This window comes from Candidatus Bathyarchaeota archaeon (genome assembly GCA_026014585.1).
Classification (GTDB): Archaea; Thermoproteota; Bathyarchaeia; order Bathyarchaeales; family Bathycorpusculaceae; genus Bathycorpusculum.
In genome coordinates this window covers 48098-65777 of the sequence record JAOZIA010000019.1, presented here as the reverse complement: position 1 = coordinate 65777, position 17680 = coordinate 48098, and the positions used below count along the sequence as shown (strand labels likewise).

General features: G+C 44.2%; 26 protein-coding genes. 9 read left to right on the top strand and 17 right to left on the bottom strand.

Features of this window, described 5'->3' with window-relative positions; genetic code table 11:
- Positions 1–89: 89 nt before the first annotated feature.
- The 3 genes from NWF01_06460 to NWF01_06450 all read left to right on the top strand — a co-directional run bounded on the left by NWF01_06460 (position 90) and on the right by NWF01_06450 (position 2350).
- The gene (locus NWF01_06460; protein ID MCW4024662.1) at positions 90–905 is read left to right on the top strand and encodes a hypothetical protein; all 816 of its coding nucleotides are present in this window, start codon (positions 90–92) and stop codon (positions 903–905) included.
- A 97-nt stretch (positions 906–1002) separates the two neighbouring features.
- Positions 1003–1674 (top strand): archaeal proteasome endopeptidase complex subunit beta, encoded by a 672-nt coding sequence (psmB, locus tag NWF01_06455; GenBank protein MCW4024661.1) that lies wholly within the window; start codon positions 1003–1005, stop codon positions 1672–1674.
- A gap of 52 nt (positions 1675–1726) precedes the next feature.
- Positions 1727–2350, top strand: coding sequence for a TIGR00296 family protein (locus tag NWF01_06450; GenBank protein MCW4024660.1), 624 nt, complete (start codon positions 1727–1729; stop codon positions 2348–2350).
- Here the strand turns inward: NWF01_06450 and NWF01_06445 are convergent.
- Complete coding sequence (locus tag NWF01_06445; protein ID MCW4024659.1) at positions 2347–3477, bottom strand: hypothetical protein; 1131 nt, start codon at positions 3475–3477, stop codon at positions 2347–2349. The genes NWF01_06450 and NWF01_06445 overlap by 4 nt on opposite strands.
- 121 nt (positions 3478–3598) lie before the next feature.
- On the opposite strand from NWF01_06445, the gene nadC reads away from it, so the two are divergent.
- Entirely contained in the window at positions 3599–4432 is an 834-nt protein-coding gene (nadC, locus tag NWF01_06440) for a carboxylating nicotinate-nucleotide diphosphorylase (protein ID MCW4024658.1), read from the top strand.
- Here nadC and NWF01_06435 read toward each other — a convergent pair whose 3' ends face one another.
- From NWF01_06435 to NWF01_06420, 4 genes are read right to left on the bottom strand one after another with little or no spacing between them, the layout of a single operon-like run.
- Positions 4433–4969: a stage II sporulation protein M gene (locus tag NWF01_06435; protein MCW4024657.1), complete on the bottom strand. Its 537-nt coding sequence runs from the start codon at positions 4967–4969 to the stop codon at positions 4433–4435. It abuts the gene before it with no gap.
- 10 nt (positions 4970–4979) lie between these two features.
- Entirely contained in the window at positions 4980–5672 is a 693-nt protein-coding gene (locus tag NWF01_06430; GenBank protein ID MCW4024656.1) for a DUF4152 family protein, read from the bottom strand.
- Positions 5673–5715: 43 nt separating this feature from the next.
- Entirely contained in the window at positions 5716–6345 is a 630-nt protein-coding gene (locus NWF01_06425) for an RlmE family RNA methyltransferase (GenBank protein MCW4024655.1), read from the bottom strand.
- Entirely contained in the window at positions 6320–6781 is a 462-nt protein-coding gene (locus NWF01_06420) for a transcriptional regulator (protein MCW4024654.1), read from the bottom strand. The genes NWF01_06425 and NWF01_06420 overlap by 26 nt, the downstream gene beginning before the upstream one ends.
- Positions 6782–6864: 83 nt before the next feature.
- On the opposite strand from NWF01_06420, the gene kae1 reads away from it, so the two are divergent.
- The 3 genes from kae1 to NWF01_06405 are packed head-to-tail and all read left to right on the top strand — an operon-like array spanning position 6865 to position 9120.
- On the top strand, positions 6865–7896 hold the full coding sequence (gene kae1 / locus NWF01_06415) for a KEOPS complex N(6)-L-threonylcarbamoyladenine synthase Kae1 (protein MCW4024653.1): 1032 nt from the start codon (positions 6865–6867) through the stop codon (positions 7894–7896).
- On the top strand, positions 7884–8531 hold the full coding sequence (locus NWF01_06410) for a KEOPS complex kinase/ATPase Bud32 (GenBank protein MCW4024652.1): 648 nt from the start codon (positions 7884–7886) through the stop codon (positions 8529–8531). Before kae1 ends, NWF01_06410 begins: the two co-directional genes overlap by 13 nt.
- A gap of 7 nt (positions 8532–8538) precedes the next feature.
- Complete coding sequence (locus NWF01_06405) at positions 8539–9120, top strand: XTP/dITP diphosphatase (protein MCW4024651.1); 582 nt, start codon at positions 8539–8541, stop codon at positions 9118–9120.
- A gap of 149 nt (positions 9121–9269) precedes the next feature.
- On the opposite strand, the gene NWF01_06400 is transcribed toward NWF01_06405, so the two are convergent.
- The 6 genes from NWF01_06400 to NWF01_06375 form a co-directional block, all read right to left on the bottom strand.
- The gene (locus tag NWF01_06400; protein ID MCW4024650.1) at positions 9270–9671 is read right to left on the bottom strand and encodes a tetratricopeptide repeat protein; all 402 of its coding nucleotides are present in this window, start codon (positions 9669–9671) and stop codon (positions 9270–9272) included.
- Positions 9672–9770: 99 nt separating this feature from the next.
- On the bottom strand, positions 9771–10064 hold the full coding sequence (locus tag NWF01_06395; GenBank protein ID MCW4024649.1) for a hypothetical protein: 294 nt from the start codon (positions 10062–10064) through the stop codon (positions 9771–9773).
- Entirely contained in the window at positions 10061–10813 is a 753-nt protein-coding gene (locus NWF01_06390; GenBank protein MCW4024648.1) for a hypothetical protein, read from the bottom strand. The genes NWF01_06395 and NWF01_06390 overlap by 4 nt, the downstream gene beginning before the upstream one ends.
- A 20-nt stretch (positions 10814–10833) precedes the next feature.
- Entirely contained in the window at positions 10834–11256 is a 423-nt protein-coding gene (locus NWF01_06385) for a hypothetical protein (protein MCW4024647.1), read from the bottom strand.
- 101 nt (positions 11257–11357) lie between these two features.
- On the bottom strand, positions 11358–11801 hold the full coding sequence (locus NWF01_06380) for a hypothetical protein (protein ID MCW4024646.1): 444 nt from the start codon (positions 11799–11801) through the stop codon (positions 11358–11360).
- A gap of 203 nt (positions 11802–12004) precedes the next feature.
- On the bottom strand, positions 12005–12340 hold the full coding sequence (locus NWF01_06375; protein MCW4024645.1) for a hypothetical protein: 336 nt from the start codon (positions 12338–12340) through the stop codon (positions 12005–12007).
- Between the two features lie 164 nt (positions 12341–12504).
- Between NWF01_06375 and NWF01_06370 the strand changes: the two genes are divergently transcribed.
- Both NWF01_06370 and cgi121 read left to right on the top strand, forming a co-directional pair.
- Positions 12505–13083, top strand: a complete 579-nt coding sequence (locus NWF01_06370; GenBank protein MCW4024644.1) for a phosphoribosyltransferase — start codon at positions 12505–12507, stop codon at positions 13081–13083.
- A gap of 11 nt (positions 13084–13094) precedes the next feature.
- The gene (gene cgi121, locus NWF01_06365) at positions 13095–13655 is read left to right on the top strand and encodes a KEOPS complex subunit Cgi121 (GenBank protein ID MCW4024643.1); all 561 of its coding nucleotides are present in this window, start codon (positions 13095–13097) and stop codon (positions 13653–13655) included.
- Positions 13656–14299: 644 nt separating this feature from the next.
- Here cgi121 and NWF01_06360 read toward each other — a convergent pair.
- The 6 genes from NWF01_06360 to NWF01_06335 all read right to left on the bottom strand — a co-directional run bounded on the left by NWF01_06360 (position 14300) and on the right by NWF01_06335 (position 17659).
- On the bottom strand, positions 14300–15292 hold the full coding sequence (locus NWF01_06360; protein MCW4024642.1) for a hypothetical protein: 993 nt from the start codon (positions 15290–15292) through the stop codon (positions 14300–14302).
- Between the two features lie 78 nt (positions 15293–15370).
- Positions 15371–15601 (bottom strand): DNA-directed RNA polymerase subunit N, encoded by a 231-nt coding sequence (locus tag NWF01_06355; GenBank protein ID MCW4024641.1) that lies wholly within the window; start codon positions 15599–15601, stop codon positions 15371–15373.
- A gap of 15 nt (positions 15602–15616) precedes the next feature.
- Positions 15617–16027, bottom strand: coding sequence for a 30S ribosomal protein S9 (locus NWF01_06350; protein ID MCW4024640.1), 411 nt, complete (start codon positions 16025–16027; stop codon positions 15617–15619).
- 2 nt (positions 16028–16029) lie between these two features.
- A complete protein-coding gene (rplM, locus tag NWF01_06345; GenBank protein MCW4024639.1) occupies positions 16030–16476 on the bottom strand; it encodes a 50S ribosomal protein L13 in 447 nt (148 codons plus the stop codon).
- Between the two features lie 5 nt (positions 16477–16481).
- A complete protein-coding gene (locus NWF01_06340; GenBank protein MCW4024638.1) occupies positions 16482–16844 on the bottom strand; it encodes a 50S ribosomal protein L18e in 363 nt (120 codons plus the stop codon).
- Complete coding sequence (locus NWF01_06335) at positions 16841–17659, bottom strand: DNA-directed RNA polymerase subunit D (protein ID MCW4024637.1); 819 nt, start codon at positions 17657–17659, stop codon at positions 16841–16843. The genes NWF01_06340 and NWF01_06335 overlap by 4 nt, the downstream gene beginning before the upstream one ends.
- Positions 17660–17680: the final 21 nt, after the last annotated feature.

The following is a 17680-nucleotide window of genomic DNA, read 5'->3' as shown; positions in this document are numbered from 1 at the left end:
GTCCATAATCATTTTTTCACTAATTAAGGGGAAATTTAGCCAAGCTTTATTTCCAATACATCATAAATACGGTAGTGGTTGGTTTAAGTATGCTCAATTTGCAAAAAAGTTTGGCAGTAGCACTTATTGTTGTCTTAACAGCTTCAAGTTTAATATTAATCAAACCATCAGAGGCAGCCATACCAAAACCGTCTGTTCCAGAGTTCACATTAGAGTTTGCTGACCACTCATATGATGTGGCACCAACAACCACCACTACCATAGACCCGTTTACAGGACAGGAAGTAACAATAACCACCCAAAACGGCTATCATGTGGATGGTAATGGAATAGACGTTATAATTAGAAATCAGCCGGTTAGCAGCTATGAAGACTCACAGGAGTTAAAATTGTATTACAATGTACGGTTTAAGGGACATTTTGCAGAAGACATATGGACAAACTGGAAAACCCCTCTTGAAACGGGAAGTATCAAGTACAAAAATTCACCTATTCTTGCGTCAGATTCAGATGAAACAATCATAACGGTAACTTTCAGCACTCTTGCCACCATTACTTCACCGTTACCTGCGGGGGCACAGATTGATTTTAAGGTTGAAGCATTTATTGGATACAGAGAAGTACGCGGTACTGCTGTTGTTTACATAGGCGAAAACAGCGGTTATAGTAGCATACAAACGATAACCGTCGGTGACCCCGCGAGCATAACGCCCACACCAACCCCCACAGCACTGAGTACGCCAACTTTCAGCAGTTTAAACTCCGAGACTCCAAACAATCAAGACAACAATCAGACATTATCCTTTGGGGGTTTAGATTCAGTACAGATTGCCGTTATTGTATTAGGCGTTATTGTTGCAGTAGTGGTACTTGGAGTATTTTTACGTAAAACACATCATAAATAGCACCTGATACGTGATTTAAGAACCTAAAAAGTATTCTTAATGGTTATAAGTAACCTTAATAGATTGATTAGTGTATAACAACAAAAGGCGAAAAATTATGGAAGGATATGGACCACAATTCACTCAGTTGCCCCAAATGCCGCAGATTTCTGAGCCAAACCAAGCTCCAAACGGAGTAGCATGGATGCCAGGTGCCACAACCATCGGCGTGGTATGCTCAGACGGCGTAATTTTAGCCTCTGAGAAACGTGTAACTTACGGTAACTTCATCATGAGCAAAGGCGGCAAAAAAGTTTTCAAAGTAACCGAGCGCATCGGCGTAGCATGTGCAGGATTAGTCGGCGACATGCAAATCCTCGCAAGAGAAGTTGAGGCACAAGCCAACCTTTTCAGCATGGATGTTGGACGGTCAATCACAGTTAAAGCAGCATCTAAACTTATGGCAAACATTCTCTTCAACCGCAGATACGCCCCCCTGATTACTCAAACCATCGTGGGCGGCTTAGACGAGGATGGCGCGTCACTTTACGTGTTGGATGTTTTAGGCAGTCTTATTCCTGACAAGTATGCCGTGGTAGGTTCTGGAACTGAAACCGCTATGGGTGTGCTTGAGGAAGGCTACAAGCCTGAGATGACAATTCAAGAAGCCAAAGACCTTGTGGTGCGTTCAATCAAGTCAGCCATTAGCCGTGATGCAATGAGCGGCGACGGCTTAGACATGTTGTTCATCACCAAAGACGGCGTAACCGCAGAATCCGTCAAATTCTAAACCAACATACTTTTCTTAATTTTCTACATTATTTTATTAGTAGGTGAGTACTGTGCCGTTTGAGTTAACCTTAGAAGATGGAAAATTTCTTGTCGAATTAGCAAGAGAAACCGTTACAGAGTACCTGCAAAACCACAAAACCCTCAAACCGCCCGTATACATCTCAGAGAACCTAAAAGTTCCATGCGGCGTCTTTGTAACCATCAACACACTACACAATAAAGAAAAAGAGTTACGCGGATGCATCGGGTACCCGTACCCAACTGAGCCACTGGTACAAGCCGTTATTGACTCAGCCATTAACGCTGCCACAGAAGACCCACGTTTTGAACCCATGCAAGCCAAAGAGCTCGACAAAGTGGTTTTTGAGGTTAGTGTGCTCACGCCACCAGAACAAATCCAAGTTGAAAACCCCAAAGAGTACCTAAACAAAATCAAAGTAGGAGAAGACGGTTTGATTGTTGAGAGCGGTTTCTATAAGGGGTTGCTTTTGCCTCAAGTTCCAGTGGAGTGGTGCTGGTGTGAGGAAGAGTTTTTGTGTCAATGTTGCCTAAAAGCAGGCGTGCCCCCAGACAGGTGGCTAAACAAAAACACAAAAATTTACCGTTTCAAAGGCATAGTGTTTGAAGAAGAAACCCCCGATGGCGAAATAAAACAGGTAAAACTAAAGCCTTAATCCAGCATGTGCTCAATTATTTCTACTGCTCGGCTTAACCCGTCGTATTTGCTGGCGAACCTGTTTAGGTTCATGACGCTTTGGTTGTAGGTTTCCTGGTTAGCCTCGATTTTTGCTATAGCTTGAGATAGCTGTTTTTGGTTTTTAGCCAGCACGGAACAGTTTAGGTCTTGTAGTTTAGCCGCGTTTGCCAACTGCTCGGGCTGCGTGGGAATGCAAATGCTTGGTTTAGCATACTTGACGGTTTCAAAACAGGTCATGTGCCCCCCACTGAAAATCACCATTTTCGCATTCCACATAGCCTCTGCACGTTCCTCACGGGAAAGCCAAGTGTAAATTGTACAGTTTCCAACTTGCACTGAGACTTTTTTGCTGGGGTCACCAAGACTTACGATACTTTTTGTTTTAGCCTTCTGCAGAACAGGCAAAATTATGTTGGCAAGTCTTGCGCGGGTTCCGCTTGGACCACTAATTGGCGCAAAAATATGCTCCTCAGCACCCTCCACATACTTTGTATCCATAAATGGACCGATAAACTCGGTTTTGTCTTGAACCCCAACCTGAGACAAGTCGCCGATGTTGTAGGAAGAAATCGTGTTTGGCGGCGCCACATCTGGAATTACAATTTTTGTGCAGTTCTTCACGTAACGCTCCACTATGCGTTCGCCTGGGTTAAGAAACGTATTAAAGCCCAAGCTGGGGCGTATCATGTTTTCAATGTAGAGTGAGGGAATTTTCCATCTTTCTGCCAAACGTAATGCGTTGATGTCTCCGTCAGCGATGAGCAGGTCGGGTTTGAATTGGCGGATTTTTTCGCGTAGTTCGTAGTAGCGGTGGATGGTTTCCATGGCGTTGCTGCTTTTGAGTTCGAGCCTGTTTGTTTCAGGGTTAAACAGTGGCAAAGGAAACAGGATGTTGATGAGCGAAGCAGAAGTGATTATGCCATGCGCATTCTCATACCAAGAAATGGGCGCACAGTGATAGGCATTTTTAAACTGTTCTTTTAAAAGTTCGTAGGCTTTGCCGCCACTGTAGAAATGGAGTTCGTGACCGCGTGTTTCTAGCTGCTTTCCTAGGGGGATTATGCGTGTAACGTGTCCTAACCCCAGTTCTGAACAGCTAAACATCAGTCGCATAGCCTACAAAGTACGCTTTTAACCATATTTTGGTTTCTATCTGCCAAAAGCAAAAGTAACTGTTTTAAGGTTAAGACAACAAACCATAGGTATGTTTGTTCCCAGAAAAATTTTGGAAGAAAAACTCAGCCAAATACTAACACAAGACATCGGACTGGGAGACGTAACGGTTTCAGCCGTGATTCCCAAAGACTTACAGGTTAAAGCAGAAGTAATCGCCAAAGAAGCAGGCGTGGTTGCAGGTGTTGAGGAAGCAGTTGTGCTGGCAGAGTATGTGGGATTAAAAGTTAAAGCAAACGTAGCTGATGGACAAGACGTAGTTAACAAACAGGTTTTGCTGGAAAGTTCTGGGAACGCACAAACCATTCTCACAATAGAACGCACCCTGCTAAACATTATGTCACGCATGAGCGGAATCGCCACCAAAACAAAAACCCTAACCCAAAAAATCAACGCCATAAACCCAAACGTGAAAATCGCTGCAACCCGCAAATCCGCGCCGGGCATGCTGTACTTTGACAAAAAAGCAGTCATTATCGGCGGAGGTGACGCGCATAGGCTGCATTTGGATGACATGGTTTTGATAAAAGACAATCATCTTGCTATCGTGGGCAGTGTGGAGAAAGCTGTGCAACTTGCCAAGCAGAACGCTTCGTTTAGCAAGAAAATTGAGGTGGAAGTTACCAGCAAAGAGGATGCAGTTTTAGCATCTAAGGCAGGCGCAGACATTATCATGCTGGATAATTTTTCACCTGACCAAATTAGGGAGGCAGCCGAATTGTTGGTGTCTGAAGGCTTTTTGGGCGTATTGGAAGCGAGTGGAGGCATTAATGAGCAAAACATTGCAGAGTACGCTAAAGCACCCGTGAACATTATCAGTTTAGGCGCACTAACCCATAGCGTGAAAGCTTTGGATATAAGCTTGGAGATAACAAAAAATAGTTAGTTATACCATTTGAATCATTACAGCTTCCACAATGGCACCTAACACAAGCAAAGCCACGCAGATTCCAATCATAACACCGTACCATTTTAATTCGCCCCAACGCCGCTGCCAAAGTCTACGGAAAAGCCAGATACCCTCAGTTAAGCCTGTTGAGTAGGCGGCAAATTCAATCCAAAATATCGGCGTTATCATTAAAGCTAACAAAACCACAAGTGGCGGATACCCTAACATACTTGCCTGCGCGCTGATGGCTATGCCAGTGCTAAACAACACAAAAAGCCCTGCCGCCGTACCAACCACGGGAATAAACATTAACAAGCAAATAACGACGTTGTTAACGAAAATGTCCAACGCCAAAGTATCACTAGCGCGTATTTCATCAAGCTGGTCGTTTATGGCTTGTGCTTCTTCTTGGCTTATTTGAACAAAAGTTCCAGCTATAGTTACCAGCAAAGATAATATGAACATAAACATGATTGAGTAGATGCGCTTACGTTTTGATGATGCAGTCATCCAAAACTTTGGAATTAAATTCATACTATTTTCCTCAACAGGTTGGCACTATTTTAATGGCACGGAACCCTCGTGCACACGGATTTAACGTTTCCAGCAATTTAACCTTTCCCAGAATCCCCCCACAATCCAGCGCAAACCCCCGCAAATCATGCTCCGCCGCGATAAGCGAGCACAAATCTACTCTGCCACTGGAAAATCTGGGCTGACAAAGCGTAGGCAACCCCAACAAAACCGTTTCACCCATATCCAAGGCTCTCTGCACCGCAAACAAAATAGCCTCACTGCCCGCCGTCAACTCCGCAACCCGCACAGCAACACTTTCTTTACCAATCGCAAGCATATCGATACCGTGGACACGTTTGATTTCACCAGCAACACTACGAAGTCGAGGCAGAATTTTTAGGATATTTTTTCTGCCAGTCCGAGAAGCCCTAAGATTCACCAACTCCACAGGCGAAAGCTCCTCAATAGAAACACCGCCAAGAGTCATGTCTAAATGCACCACATCCGCGGGTTTCTGGTCAAGCAGGCTTCGGCAAAGTTCTGCCTCATGTACAATGACATCAAAGCCAGTGTCAACTTCACGAAATATGGGTTCAGCTATTCGACTGCTGGGTTCACGGTAGGGTGGTTCAACCAGTACCGCGGCTGAGGCAACAAGAAATTTTGGCTCAAACTGCTCATCAAGGATTGCAGCGGCGGAATCTGCTGAAATAATTTTCAAAGTGCGCACCTAAACAGAAGAATAGGGTGGGCTAAATTTAGGTTTACTCTTCCACAGGGGGCTTTGAGGTTTTTAGTCCTGTGGCTAAAATGTACATTTCTGAACTCTGGCTGCGGCTGGCTTTGGGTTTAACCAGTTTAATCTCCTCAAAATTCAGTTTGAGCGTTTGGATATACTCGTTTAGTAAGGCACCTTCGAAGACTTTAACAAAAAAGTTGCCGTTTGGTTTTAGGATTTTTTGGGCAATTTCAAAAGCTTTAGTTGCTAAATCAATTTGGCATGCATGGTCCATTTCCCAAATGCCTGTCACGTTTGGCGCGGCATCAGAGAGTACCACATCAGGATTCCGAGGCAAAAAGGAAAGAATATGCTCAGCTATGCCGGGTTCAGTTAAATCGGCAATGATTGTGCGGATGTACTCTTGTGGGAAAGGCTCGATAGGTTTTAAGTCAACACCTAAAACAAAGCCTGTTTTGGTTGTCATTTTTCTTGCTGCCTGAATCCAGCCGCCAGGGGCAGCTCCAAGGTCAACAACAATGTCACCTCGTACGATAAAATTGTATTTCTCGTTTGCCTGAACCAGCTTGTAGGTGGAACGGGAACGGTAATTTTCCGCTTTAGCTTTTTTATAATAAAACTCGTTTTTTCTACTCTGAATCCAAGCTTTCGGCATCAACAGTTTCCTCTTGCTCATCAAGCTCGCTTGAAACCTCTTCATCCTCGGAGACTTCATCAGTTTCCATAGTTTCAGCGGGCTTCTCGTTTCCCAGATTCAATATCCACTCGGTTAGTCGGGTGCAGTTTTTAGGTGAAATCGTGGTTGTGGGGTCGCATCGTGCATTGTCGGGGCATAGTAGGCAGGGGCAGTCGCTGATGGTTTCGATTGAGGCTGGGAGACGTTTGGGGTAGAGCCTGTAGGTCCATCTGCCTTCTTGGAGTTCTTTTTCTCTACGGATTAAGCCTTTTTCTTCAAGTTTAATTGATACACGTGAGCCTTCTCGGCTGCTTGCACCGAGTTCGCGCCAAAGGTCAGATTGAAGTACACCTTGATAACCAGTTCCAACGACGTAGTGGAGTGCTTTCTGTTCAAGGTCATTACGTTTAGGCATTCTATAACCCATTCCAAATAATACAATGATATAAGCGTTGGATTCACATAAAAATATCTATCCCCTTTAAAAACATGGAACACATGAACAAAAAGCTGAAAAACATGACCAAAACACCGCAGTACTGTTTAGGCATCGAATCCACCGCGGATGACTTCGGCGCTGGAATAGCCAATTTTCAGGGCGACATCTTAGCAAACGCCAAAGACAGCTACGTCCCCACGGAAGGCGGCATACATCCAAGAGAAGCCGCGCGTCACCACGCAGAAGTAGCCGACCAAGTCCTCAAAGATGCATTCTCTGATGCAGGCATCAAACCCTCGGATTTGGCGGTTGTGGCGTTTTCTATGGGTCCAGGCTTGGGACCATGTCTGCGAACAGGCGCAACTGTAGCCCGTGCTTTAGCATCTTATCTTAATGTTCCATTGGTCGGCATCAATCATTCTGTGGCGCACATAGAAATTGGAAAGCTTCAAACAGGCGTCACCGACCCCGTCACGCTGTATGCGTCAGGCGGAAACACTATGGTAACTGCTTACACTTCGGGGCGCTACAGAGTCTTTGGCGAAACCCTCGACATTGCACTGGGAAACTGCTTAGATGTTTTTGCGCGTGAAGCGGGATTGAAGAACCAGAAGGGACTACCGTTGGGCGCTGCGGTGGAGAAGTTGGCGTTGGAGGGCAAAAAGCTGGTTTCGCTGCCGTATGTGGTTAAGGGCATGGATTTGTCGCTTAGCGGATTGTTGACAGCGGCAACTGCGCAGTTACAGAGGGGGGAGCGGATTGAGGATTTATGTTACAGCCTGCAGGAGCATGCGTTTTCGATGGTTACCGAGGTTACTGAGCGGGCGCTGGCTCACACTGAGAAACAAGAGGTTTTGCTAACAGGCGGGGTTGCAGCAAACAAGCGACTGCAGGATATGCTCTCAGTTATTGCGGGGGAGCATGAGGCGTCTTTTCATGTTGTTCCCTTAAAGTTTGCTACTGATAATGGTGCGATGGTGGCGTGGACGGGCGTGTTGGCTTATACACATGGGTTACGGACGCCTGTTGAGGAGAGTTTTGTTAAGTTGCGATGGCGTGTGGATAGGGTGGATGTGCCATGGATACAGTAAAGCTGTTTAAGAAAGGCGCAGAAGCCAGCCTATACCGAGCCGAACTGGAAGGCAAAGAAGTCATAATCAAAACCCGCATTCCCAAACGTTACCGCCCAGCCGAACTTGACAGGCAGATTCGCACATACCGCACAGTACATGAACCACAAATGATACATGACGCAAAAACCGCAGGCATACCCACACCACTGATTTACTTGGTAAACGTTCCCGAAGCCTCAATCATCATGGAATACATAGAAGGCAAACAAGTCAAACAAGTCCTAAACATCCTCCCCAAAGCCGAACGCAAGGCGCTTTGCACTCGAATCGGCGAATTAATCGGCAAACTACACCAAAACAACCTAATCCACGGCGACCTAACCACCTCCAACATGATTCTGACTCCTGAGGGCAAAATTTTCTTTGTAGACTTTGGGCTTGGCGAAAAAAACGTTGAGGTCGAAGCCAAGGGCGTAGATTTACACTTGCTTAAGCGCGCACTTCAAAGCACCCATTTTCTGTGTTGGGAAGAATGCTTAGAGGGGGTTTTCTGTGGTTACTCGATGGTTTTAGGCGAGCAAGCGGAAAAGGTTTATTTGAAAATTAAAGAGATTGAACGGCGTGGACGTTATGTTGAAGAACGAAAGCAGTGAGTGTAAATTGAAGGGTAAAGTGGTCTTTTTTGTTTCGGGCAACGTTCACAAATTTCAAGAAGTCCACAGTCTGCTTGCCCCGTTAGGCGTAACAGTTGGCTGGCTTAAAATGAAAGGTGCCGAAATCCAAGATGATAGCATTGCAGAAATCACCAAAGCCAGTGCAAAAGAAGCCTTCAGCCGATGCCATCTGCCCCTCATCGTGGAAGACGCAGGACTCTTCATTGACACACTTGAAGGTTTCCCAGGTCCATATTCCGCCTACGTCTACAAAACCCTGCACAACCACGGCATCCTCAAACTTATGATTGAAGAAAAAAACCGCACGGCAACCTTCCGCTCAGCCATAGCCTACTGTGAAACTGACAACCCAGAACCCATGGTTTTTATGGGCGAATCCAAAGGACAAATCACCACAAGCGAGCGGAAAGAAGCAGGTAAGTCAGGATTTGGTTTTGATCCCATTTTCCAACCTAAAAGCAGCGAGAAATCGTTTGCGGAAATGACCATTAAGGAGAAAAATGGTTTTTCTCATCGGGCATCTTCGGTGCGTAAGTTTGGCGAATGGTACAAAACCCAAACAACCTAAAGGTAATATGCAACATTTCTATTTGCCGCCTATTAGGCTCCAAATAGTTGATCTATGCAGAAATGATAGAGGGGTCTACAGAACTCTAAGAGGGGCAGGTAACTTTGGATGATTTTCCAATCCAAAAATGTTGAAAAATGAAAAAGGGTTTAGGAGAAAACTGAGAAACTGCTTTCTTCGTCTTGTTCTTGCTGTTTCTTGTTGAAGTCATCGATTTTTTTGGTGATAGCTTCAACTTCTTGAGTATTCCCTAAGGCTTTTTGGCATTCCCGTGCAGATTCAAGCGCGCTTATGCCGTAGCGTTCAAAACCTTTGTTAAAGCTGATTTCTGAGGATTTAGTAAAAAGCTCAACGCCCTTCTCATATTCTTTAAGAGATAGGCTGCATTCGCCTGCTTTATAGTTCATTTCGGCAGCGCCAAAATAGTTTTGACCTTTATAGTAGAGTTCGGCAACTTTTACGAAAAGCTCGCGTGCTTCTTCGTATTTGCCGTTTTCCATTAGGGCGTTTGCGTCTTTGTGAAGTTTAATTGGGTCTTCTTTAATACTCATTAATGTTCACTGACAGTATTTGACTGGGAACTTGCATTTAGATTTTACCCCCAAAAGTGAGAACCAAAGAAACAGAGGTTGGGTCTTTTTAATAGACGCTTAAGTTTTGATGAAAACGCAAGTTTTTGTTTTGCCTGAGATTTTACAGATGGTTTTGATGTTTTTCCCAGCAACAACCACCTGATCTGCACCGTCGATGCCTATTGCTTCTGCCATGCCATGAGCGGATTCAATCAACTGCGAATTAAACATGGCGTAGTCAACAATTTTGTCAGACTCGACAAGGTTGATTTTGGCAGTGGACTCCGTTCGCAAAATATAACCGATAACTTTCTCACTCATTTTTTGGGTTTCCCCAAGGATAACAGCTTGGTTTTGGGCTTTTCGTGTCACATTTGAGCCTCCAATTCTACAACAGGTGCAACCATAACCAACTCGCCCCTACCAACTTTTAGCGCTGACATGATTTTTTCTGGAACCAAAATTGTACCGCTGAGCTGTTTTTGGTTCTTGTTGGATTTAAATTTGCAACGTGTGATTTTCCCGCTTATGCTTTCCAAGTTGACTTCGCGGATTTCTTGATTACTATACAGGTTAAACCAGCCTTCCACAGTTATGCTGTCAACACGCACGGTGTCCTGTGGTGTTAGCAAGCCACCTATTTTTTCCACAATAAACTGGTTAACAGGCACTTTAGGAAGACTAACTGAATCTTGCACAGGTTGCGGTGTAGAGTTCTCTTGGGGCAGTTCCTGCGAAACAGGAAGTTGGGTGATTGGCGCGATTTGGTCTACCAGTTTTATTATGGTTGGCAGAGTGATTTTGGTTAGGGCTTTAACAGTTTTTTGGTCTGTTTCGCGAGAAAAAACAGTTCCAGCATACAAGTCGCCAATGCAGCAAACATTGAGCGTTGACTTCGAGCCAGCAAGTGATAAGTCAGTGAGGGCATCAACGTTTTCTGCACGGTTCAGCAAGGCTCCAAAAAAATCTGCTAAAGCCCTAACTTGTTCATCGCGGGTTTGGTCATCTTTAGCGATTACTTGCCCGTCTTTTTGAAAAAGAAAAATATTTTGCAGGCAAGGCTCCAGTTTTTTAATTTCCACCACGGTGGTTCTTAGTGCAAAGATTCGTGCTTGGCTCATGGCTGGTTCCTGCCTTAAAGTTACATGTTAAATAGTATGCGTTCAGGAACAGCGTCTGATTCCAGAACGAGGTAGCTTAAGCCTTCGGTGTCTCCGAGTTGGTCTAGCCATTTGAGTGCTTCGCGTGCCTTCTGCAAGGTTAGCAGGCGTTCTTGGTGGCTTCTTACTACGGCTTCTATTGCGCTTAGTTCATGGAAGGGTGTGGCATCTAAAACTATGGTTAAGGAGCCTACAGTTACTTCACCGACGCCATCGTCACGGTTTTTTTTGCCGGCCAGTTTCATGACGAGTTCGCGGACTTTTTTGGATTTTTCTGCCATGATTCGGATTTCGTCGAGTTTGCGCAGTTGCTCGCCTAGAATGCTTTTGGTTTGGCTGATTTGGTTGTCTATGTTTTCTGCTATTTCGTGTGCTGAGTTGTATTGTTTTATTTCAACGACCATTTTTTGTTCCCCTTTTTGTTAATTTTTTTGTTTGAAGAAAAGGAAAAATTAGGTGAAACTTTTTTCACCTTACCCCGAAATATCTAAACAAGTTTATGATGTTAAATTGGGTTGTATGTTGCAGTGTAGACGATTGTTGTGCCTTTTGTTGTTGTCAGTCTGGCTTCGTATTGTGCACCTGAAGTGAAGGTCGAGCTTCCGCCAAGAGTTAAAGTAACTTGTGTAGAATTACCTTTGGTGACATCCAAAGAATACCCAGATGCTGCCGCTAATGTAACGCTGGTTCCGTCGATTGTTGCTGTGTCAAGTGTTACAGTTGCACCGCCAGTATTGCGCACAGTCAAAGTGAGTACGTTATCTGCAGTGAATACAGCGTTAGATACTGAAACCTGTTCTGCATTACCCATTAAACCGATGGTCATTCCACCCATCCATGCTGCAACGACAACACTAACTGCTACAGTGACTGCGATGAGGATGATTGATGCTACTACGGGGCTGAGTGCTTTTGTGTTTTTCTTTATTTTTCTTATGTAGTTGTTCATTTTTGTTTTTTCCTCCCTTGTGGGTTGTGTAAGCTAGTGAGCAATAACCTGTCTTTTAAATATTATGACTTAAGATACAATACTATACACTAGTACAACAAAACTACAATAAAATCCATAAAAATAGCAACAAAATTTCCAATTTAACATAATAAAAGAAAAATGTACAACAGTTAAGCGAAACTACACTTAACCGCCTAAATCTAGGCTTCCACCTTGTCAAAAAAGTCCAAGAGAAGCTTTGCGACTTTCCCGCCCAACTCGGTTTTTACGTAGTATTTTTTGAGTGGGTCGATGCGTTCACCTTTGGCTAAGCCTAGGTCTTCGATTTCAATCATTCTTGCGCGGAAGGTTCCGTCGCTGAGGGTGAGGCTGTTTTCGCGCATGAAGTCTTTTGCATCTTTCCATTTGCCTTTTCCCATTTCAAGCAGCATTAGGCAGTCGATTGCGTGGTCTTTTTCGAGCATTGCTTTTATCGCCGCCATTTTTTGGTCAGTTAGGATGCGTTTTATCTTCTCCTCTTCTCCATTATTTTTCATTTCATTCACCTTTTCATCATAAAACTAACTGGTTGGCAGCATTTATAACCTATATTACGAATTGTGATACATATCTGCATACGCCTTTCTCCCGACACCAAACAAGATGACAGAACAGACTTATAAACCTAAATCCAATTCCAACCATGCGAGACAAACAAAAAATGCCCAACCCCCAGCAATACGAAGTCCCAACATGGAACCAAACCTACGAAATGCTCCTCTGCCAAACACAAAAAATCCGCCAAACCTTCCAACCTGACCTAATCGTGGCCATCTGCAGAGGCGGCTTAGTACCCGCAAGAATCCTCTCTGACCTCTTGGAAAACCCCAACATAGCCACAATCCAAATAAAATACTACGTTGGTATTGCCAAAACAGAAAACATCCCCGAACTAAAACAACCTGTAACCGGTAGTGTTGAGGGCAAGAAGGTGTTGCTTGTCGATGATATCTCAGATAGCGGGGAGAGCTTAAAACTTGCCAAAACCCACCTCATCGAGCAGGGAGCTAAAGAAGTAAAAATCGCCACACTATACCACAAACAAACCAGCATCACAACCCCCGATTACTTTGAAAAACAAACCAACAACTGGATAGTTTTTCCCTGGGACACTAAAGAAGCAATCCGAGAAATCATCCAAACAAACCAGAGCAGCCGCGCAGTCAAAGCAGAAATTGGCAAACTCATAAAGGCAGGCTTACCTAAACATCTCACAGAAAAACTGCTATCAGACATGTAACAGTGAAAAAAATGCAGCACACGTTTGAAAAATATGGCAAATACGCGGAAATCACGGGGTTTAGAGGTGTAAGCTTTACGGTTGCAGAGCAGTTTCTTAAAGAGAATCGTAAACAAAATGGTCAAACCGTAATTCAGTTTTTTAACGCTGACCTAATTGCCACAAACCAGCACCTAAAATTTGCAGTCATAAACGCAGTTGAAGCATTCAAAGGAAAAACTAACATTTCCAAAAATCTCGCTGTAGAAATCATGCTCTACGCATCTATGCAAAGGCAGATTCAGAGGGCTATCGAAAAGATTGGTGCCAGCGAGGATTCCAAAAACGTTGCCGTTGTCGTTTTAGGTGAAAGCCAAGAGAAGACTGCTTTGGCGCTTAAGGAAATCGTGGAGTATTTTGGAGTTCAGCCTGATGAGTCAGTTTTGGAATTAACCTCTAAGAAAGAGGCGCATATACTGCAGGCTTTTCGGATAACTGATAAGGAAATCCAAGCCACCAGCCAAAATGACAGCGCAGAGGCAGTAGTTAATTTGATTATTGAGCGGGAAGCGTTGTTGGCAACTCAGTTTTGATAGCTCTTGAAGGGCAGAGTCTTTTTTGAGAGCTGGAATTTAGGTGAAAGTTGTTTTGGGGCTTTTTCTTTAATTGTTTCAAATGGTGCAGTTTTGTTCTTTTTTGTTACATAAATGTCGCAATATTTATACTAAGCAAACACCAAACAGGTTATTGCGGGTCAGGGAGCAAGCTTTAGATGCAATGCATTGAGGCACAGAATTGCACTGATTAAAACAGCGAAAAATTAGTGCGAGACCAAGACTTTGCCTCATTGGGCTGAACATGCACAGTGTTGAAGCATCCAAGCCATGAGATGTGGATTCAAAACGGCGAAAGAATCTGCACCAAACAAGACAGGCTTAGATGGGCCGTAACCAACAATAAGGCTCAGATCTGACCTACTACAAAAGTGGATAAAAAAACAGTTTACGGACAAACCGTAAATAACCTTCCACTTTTTTTAAAACTTTTAGACCACGCACTTACTTTTTGGATTGAAAATCATCTAATAGGACCATTCCCTCTGGACTTCTAAGACCCCTCCCATAGATTCTGCAATGAATTACTATTTGGAACCTAATAGGAATGTTGACCTCTCCCTATCGTTTCTACATACCTTGACTAATAGGCTCCAAATAGACTGCAAACTAAACAGAAACGTTTAGCTGAACCTTTTGAATATTCTAGTTATCTTTAAGGTGAGCCATAACTGGTCAGCGGCATCTTTGGCTTTGTCTTTGGCGCCTTTAGCATAGCTTAGCTTCCACAAACCATTGGGCAACTGGTTTTGCACAAGCCAATTCAACCCAGCCGCGATGTCAGGGTCATCTTTAGAGTACCCCATCAAGGAGAGCGAATCCAGCGCAGTTACGAGGTTTGGCCACCAGAACAGAAACCGCACCCAGTAGTCCGCGTCTTGATATGATGTGTAGTAGTCGGGTTGGAAAAAGCTTGATTTGAGCAAATCCGCAGCCTTTCTAATGTCAGGGGAGCGTTGATATTGAGGGTGCACTGCAAAGGCGCGCAGTACCATGTCGGTCCAGTTATGAGAAAAAGGCTTAGACAAATCAGGCTCCACAGGCTCGGCATACTTGCTTGTCAAATCATAGAATGTTTGCTTATCAAATTTATGGGTTAAGATGGGAATTGTCCATCCGCCATCAGTTTGCCGCATCAAAAGCAACCAATCCAGCCCCTTCTCGATGCGTGGGTCTTCACTGTAACCCATTTTTATGAGCAGCGCCAGTATTGCACCTGTATAGTAGGTGGCATACTGGTTTGCAATCATGCCGCGGATGTCGCCCTGACTGGTTTGGGAAGAAAACAGGAACTCAGCGGCTTTTCTTGCACCTTCATGCTCGCGGGTGAGTTCGTAGTGTTCAACTAATATTCGGAGGGTTTTCCATGTTTCTACCAGTGATGCATGGTTTTGGGGATAAGTTACGGTATTTTTGCCGCTGTGTTTCCATGAACCGTCAGGTTGCTGTTTTTGGAAGACCTTTTGAACATTAGGAAGTTTCCACAAGTTGCTTATTGGTTCAACTGGTTCGCATAGGAGGTCGCGTCGTGTAAAATATTCAACTGCGCTGTCTCCTGACATAGTCAATGCTAGGATAGGATTGAATTTTAGTGTCGTTAACCAGTTTTGAGACATGGTTTTCTTGTTTAGGTTAGAATAAGTTGCTTTTATTATTTAACAAACAGGAAATAAAAGAAAACACAAGAAAGGGGTTTAGTAGAAGTTGTGGGCTTCTTTGCGTTTTTCTGCTTCCTCGTAGAACCGTAGAACCTCATCCACGATTTCAACGTTGGCAAGCAGCATGCGTCTGCAACAGTACCGTTTGATTCCTAAGCTGTCAAGTACGTCGCCTGCGTTTTCGCCTGTTTTGATTCTTCTTGCGAACTCTTCCCATTGGTCGCCGACCAGTTTGCCGCAAGTGAAACATCTTACAGGAATAATCACGCCAAAGCCTCCAATTTACCTGTAGCTCTTTTGCTCCTTGGTTCTTGCGCCTGGTCCACCGAACTTCTTTGTTTCTTTGGCTCGGCTGTCTCCGACAATCATTGTACGGTCGTATTCGCTGAAAACTGTGCGTAGGTGAGAGCTTTTGGTCCATTTCAGAAGAGCGTTGGCTACTGCCATTCTTGCTGCTTCGGCTTGTCCCATGTATCCTCCGCCTGAAACGGAGATGTCCATGTCTACTTGATGCCAAACATCAGAACCTGCTTGTAGCAGTGGCTCCATGATTTTGGCTTTTGCGATGTCTGGGCTGTAGATTTCTACTGGTGTCAGATTGACTCTGACTTTTCCGTTGCCCTGCTTTACGACTGCGCGGGCGCTGGCGGTTTTTCGTTTTCCGCTAACGACTAAAACTTTTTTTGCTGGCATAATTATGCACCTTCGTTCCATCCTATTTCTTTTGCCATCTCTGACAGGGTGAAATGGGGACCCTTAAGTTTTGAAGCTTGTGCAACATCAAAGGTTATCATGTTAACGTCTTTGAATTCCAGTGGCACACCCATGTAAACCTTTAGGCGTTTGTAGGCAGTTTTTCCTTTAGGCTGCTTAAAAGGCAACATTCCACGGGCGGTTTTTTTGAGAATACGGTCTGGTCTTCGGTAATGGAATGGTCCACGCTCTGGAGCGCCGACTTCAAGAAATTCTTTAGCTTCGGCAACTTTGCTCTTTTTCTTGCCTGAGAAAACGGCTTTTTCAGCGTTAAGTATGATGACTTCTTCGCCGCTTAGCAGTTTTTTGGCTACTTGGCTGAGCATTCTGCCAACTATTAAGCCTTCAGCGTTAACGAATACTGTTTTGCGTGGTTTTAGGGTTTGCATTATGTTCACCGGATAATTTTTACATTTGAGCCTTTAGGATTCTTAGCCATTAGCTCTGGAATTGATAAGTATTTTGCTTTAGCAACTTCAAGTTTTGCCTTAGCTTTCTCAGAAATGCCAAATGAAGCAACTGTTACTGAATGGTCTATGCTACCTGAACCCAAGAGTTTGCCTGGAACAACAACTACTTCTGCACGTTTAGTGTTGCGGTTTAGACCACTGAGGTTTACTGCGACGCGTTGGCTACGTGACTTAGAGAGGTATTCTGCTACGTCCAGCCAGATGCCTGCTTCTTGCTCGCGTCCCTCTTTCTTTAATTGTTTAATTAATTGCACTAATTCAGGGTTTGTGGTTTCTGTTTGTCTCATTGCTTTTCTTCAACCTTTACTAGTTCCATAAATTCAGCAAGTTGCTTGCCAAGGATTTTTGTTGCTTCACTTAGGATTCTCTCTGGAGGAAGCACGCCAGATGATTCGATGTTCATTATGAACTGGTTCTTTTCCCACTCTATTTTGAGTGGAGAAGGCTTTTGTGGGCATGCTTCAACACAGTCCATGCATAAAGTGCAAGCAAGCAAATCTCGCACGTCAACTTTGTTACCTTTCATTTCTAATACTTTCTTGGGGCAGATGTCAACACATTTTTGGCAGTCACTGCACTCTTGCTCTGGAGTGGTGATTTTTGGGTAGTACTTGTATGTGCACATTGACACAGGCTGCCATTTAGCGTGGATTTTACCTCTGCCAAGTCTTGCGTAGGCTTCAAGCTTTAGTTTCTGTCCTTTAGCCAGTTTAACAATTGGGATTTTGTCAGAAACAGGTATGATTTCAGGGTTTTCTGAAACCAATTCGCCGCTGTAAACGGTGCGTGTTCCGTCTTTGGCTTCTGCATCCAAGGTGAGGGTTACTCTGCATTGGGAACAGCCGAACTCGTTTTGGCAACTGCATTCTTCAGGCAGATTGTAAGTTTCCAAGCTGGTTTTTAGTGGTGTAAGTCCTAATCGGTGGGCGATGATTTCGTCCTGCAAAATGGAGGAGTTTTCTATCATGACAACCTCGTCAATTGCCATGCATGGAACTTCAGCAAGTGCTATGCGCCGCAATGCGTTCATAAGTGGTACTTCTGCGTCTTTTACTATTATACGCAGGTTCATATCATTTTTTTCAAGGACTTCAATTTTCACTTGCATTCACTCCATAATTAT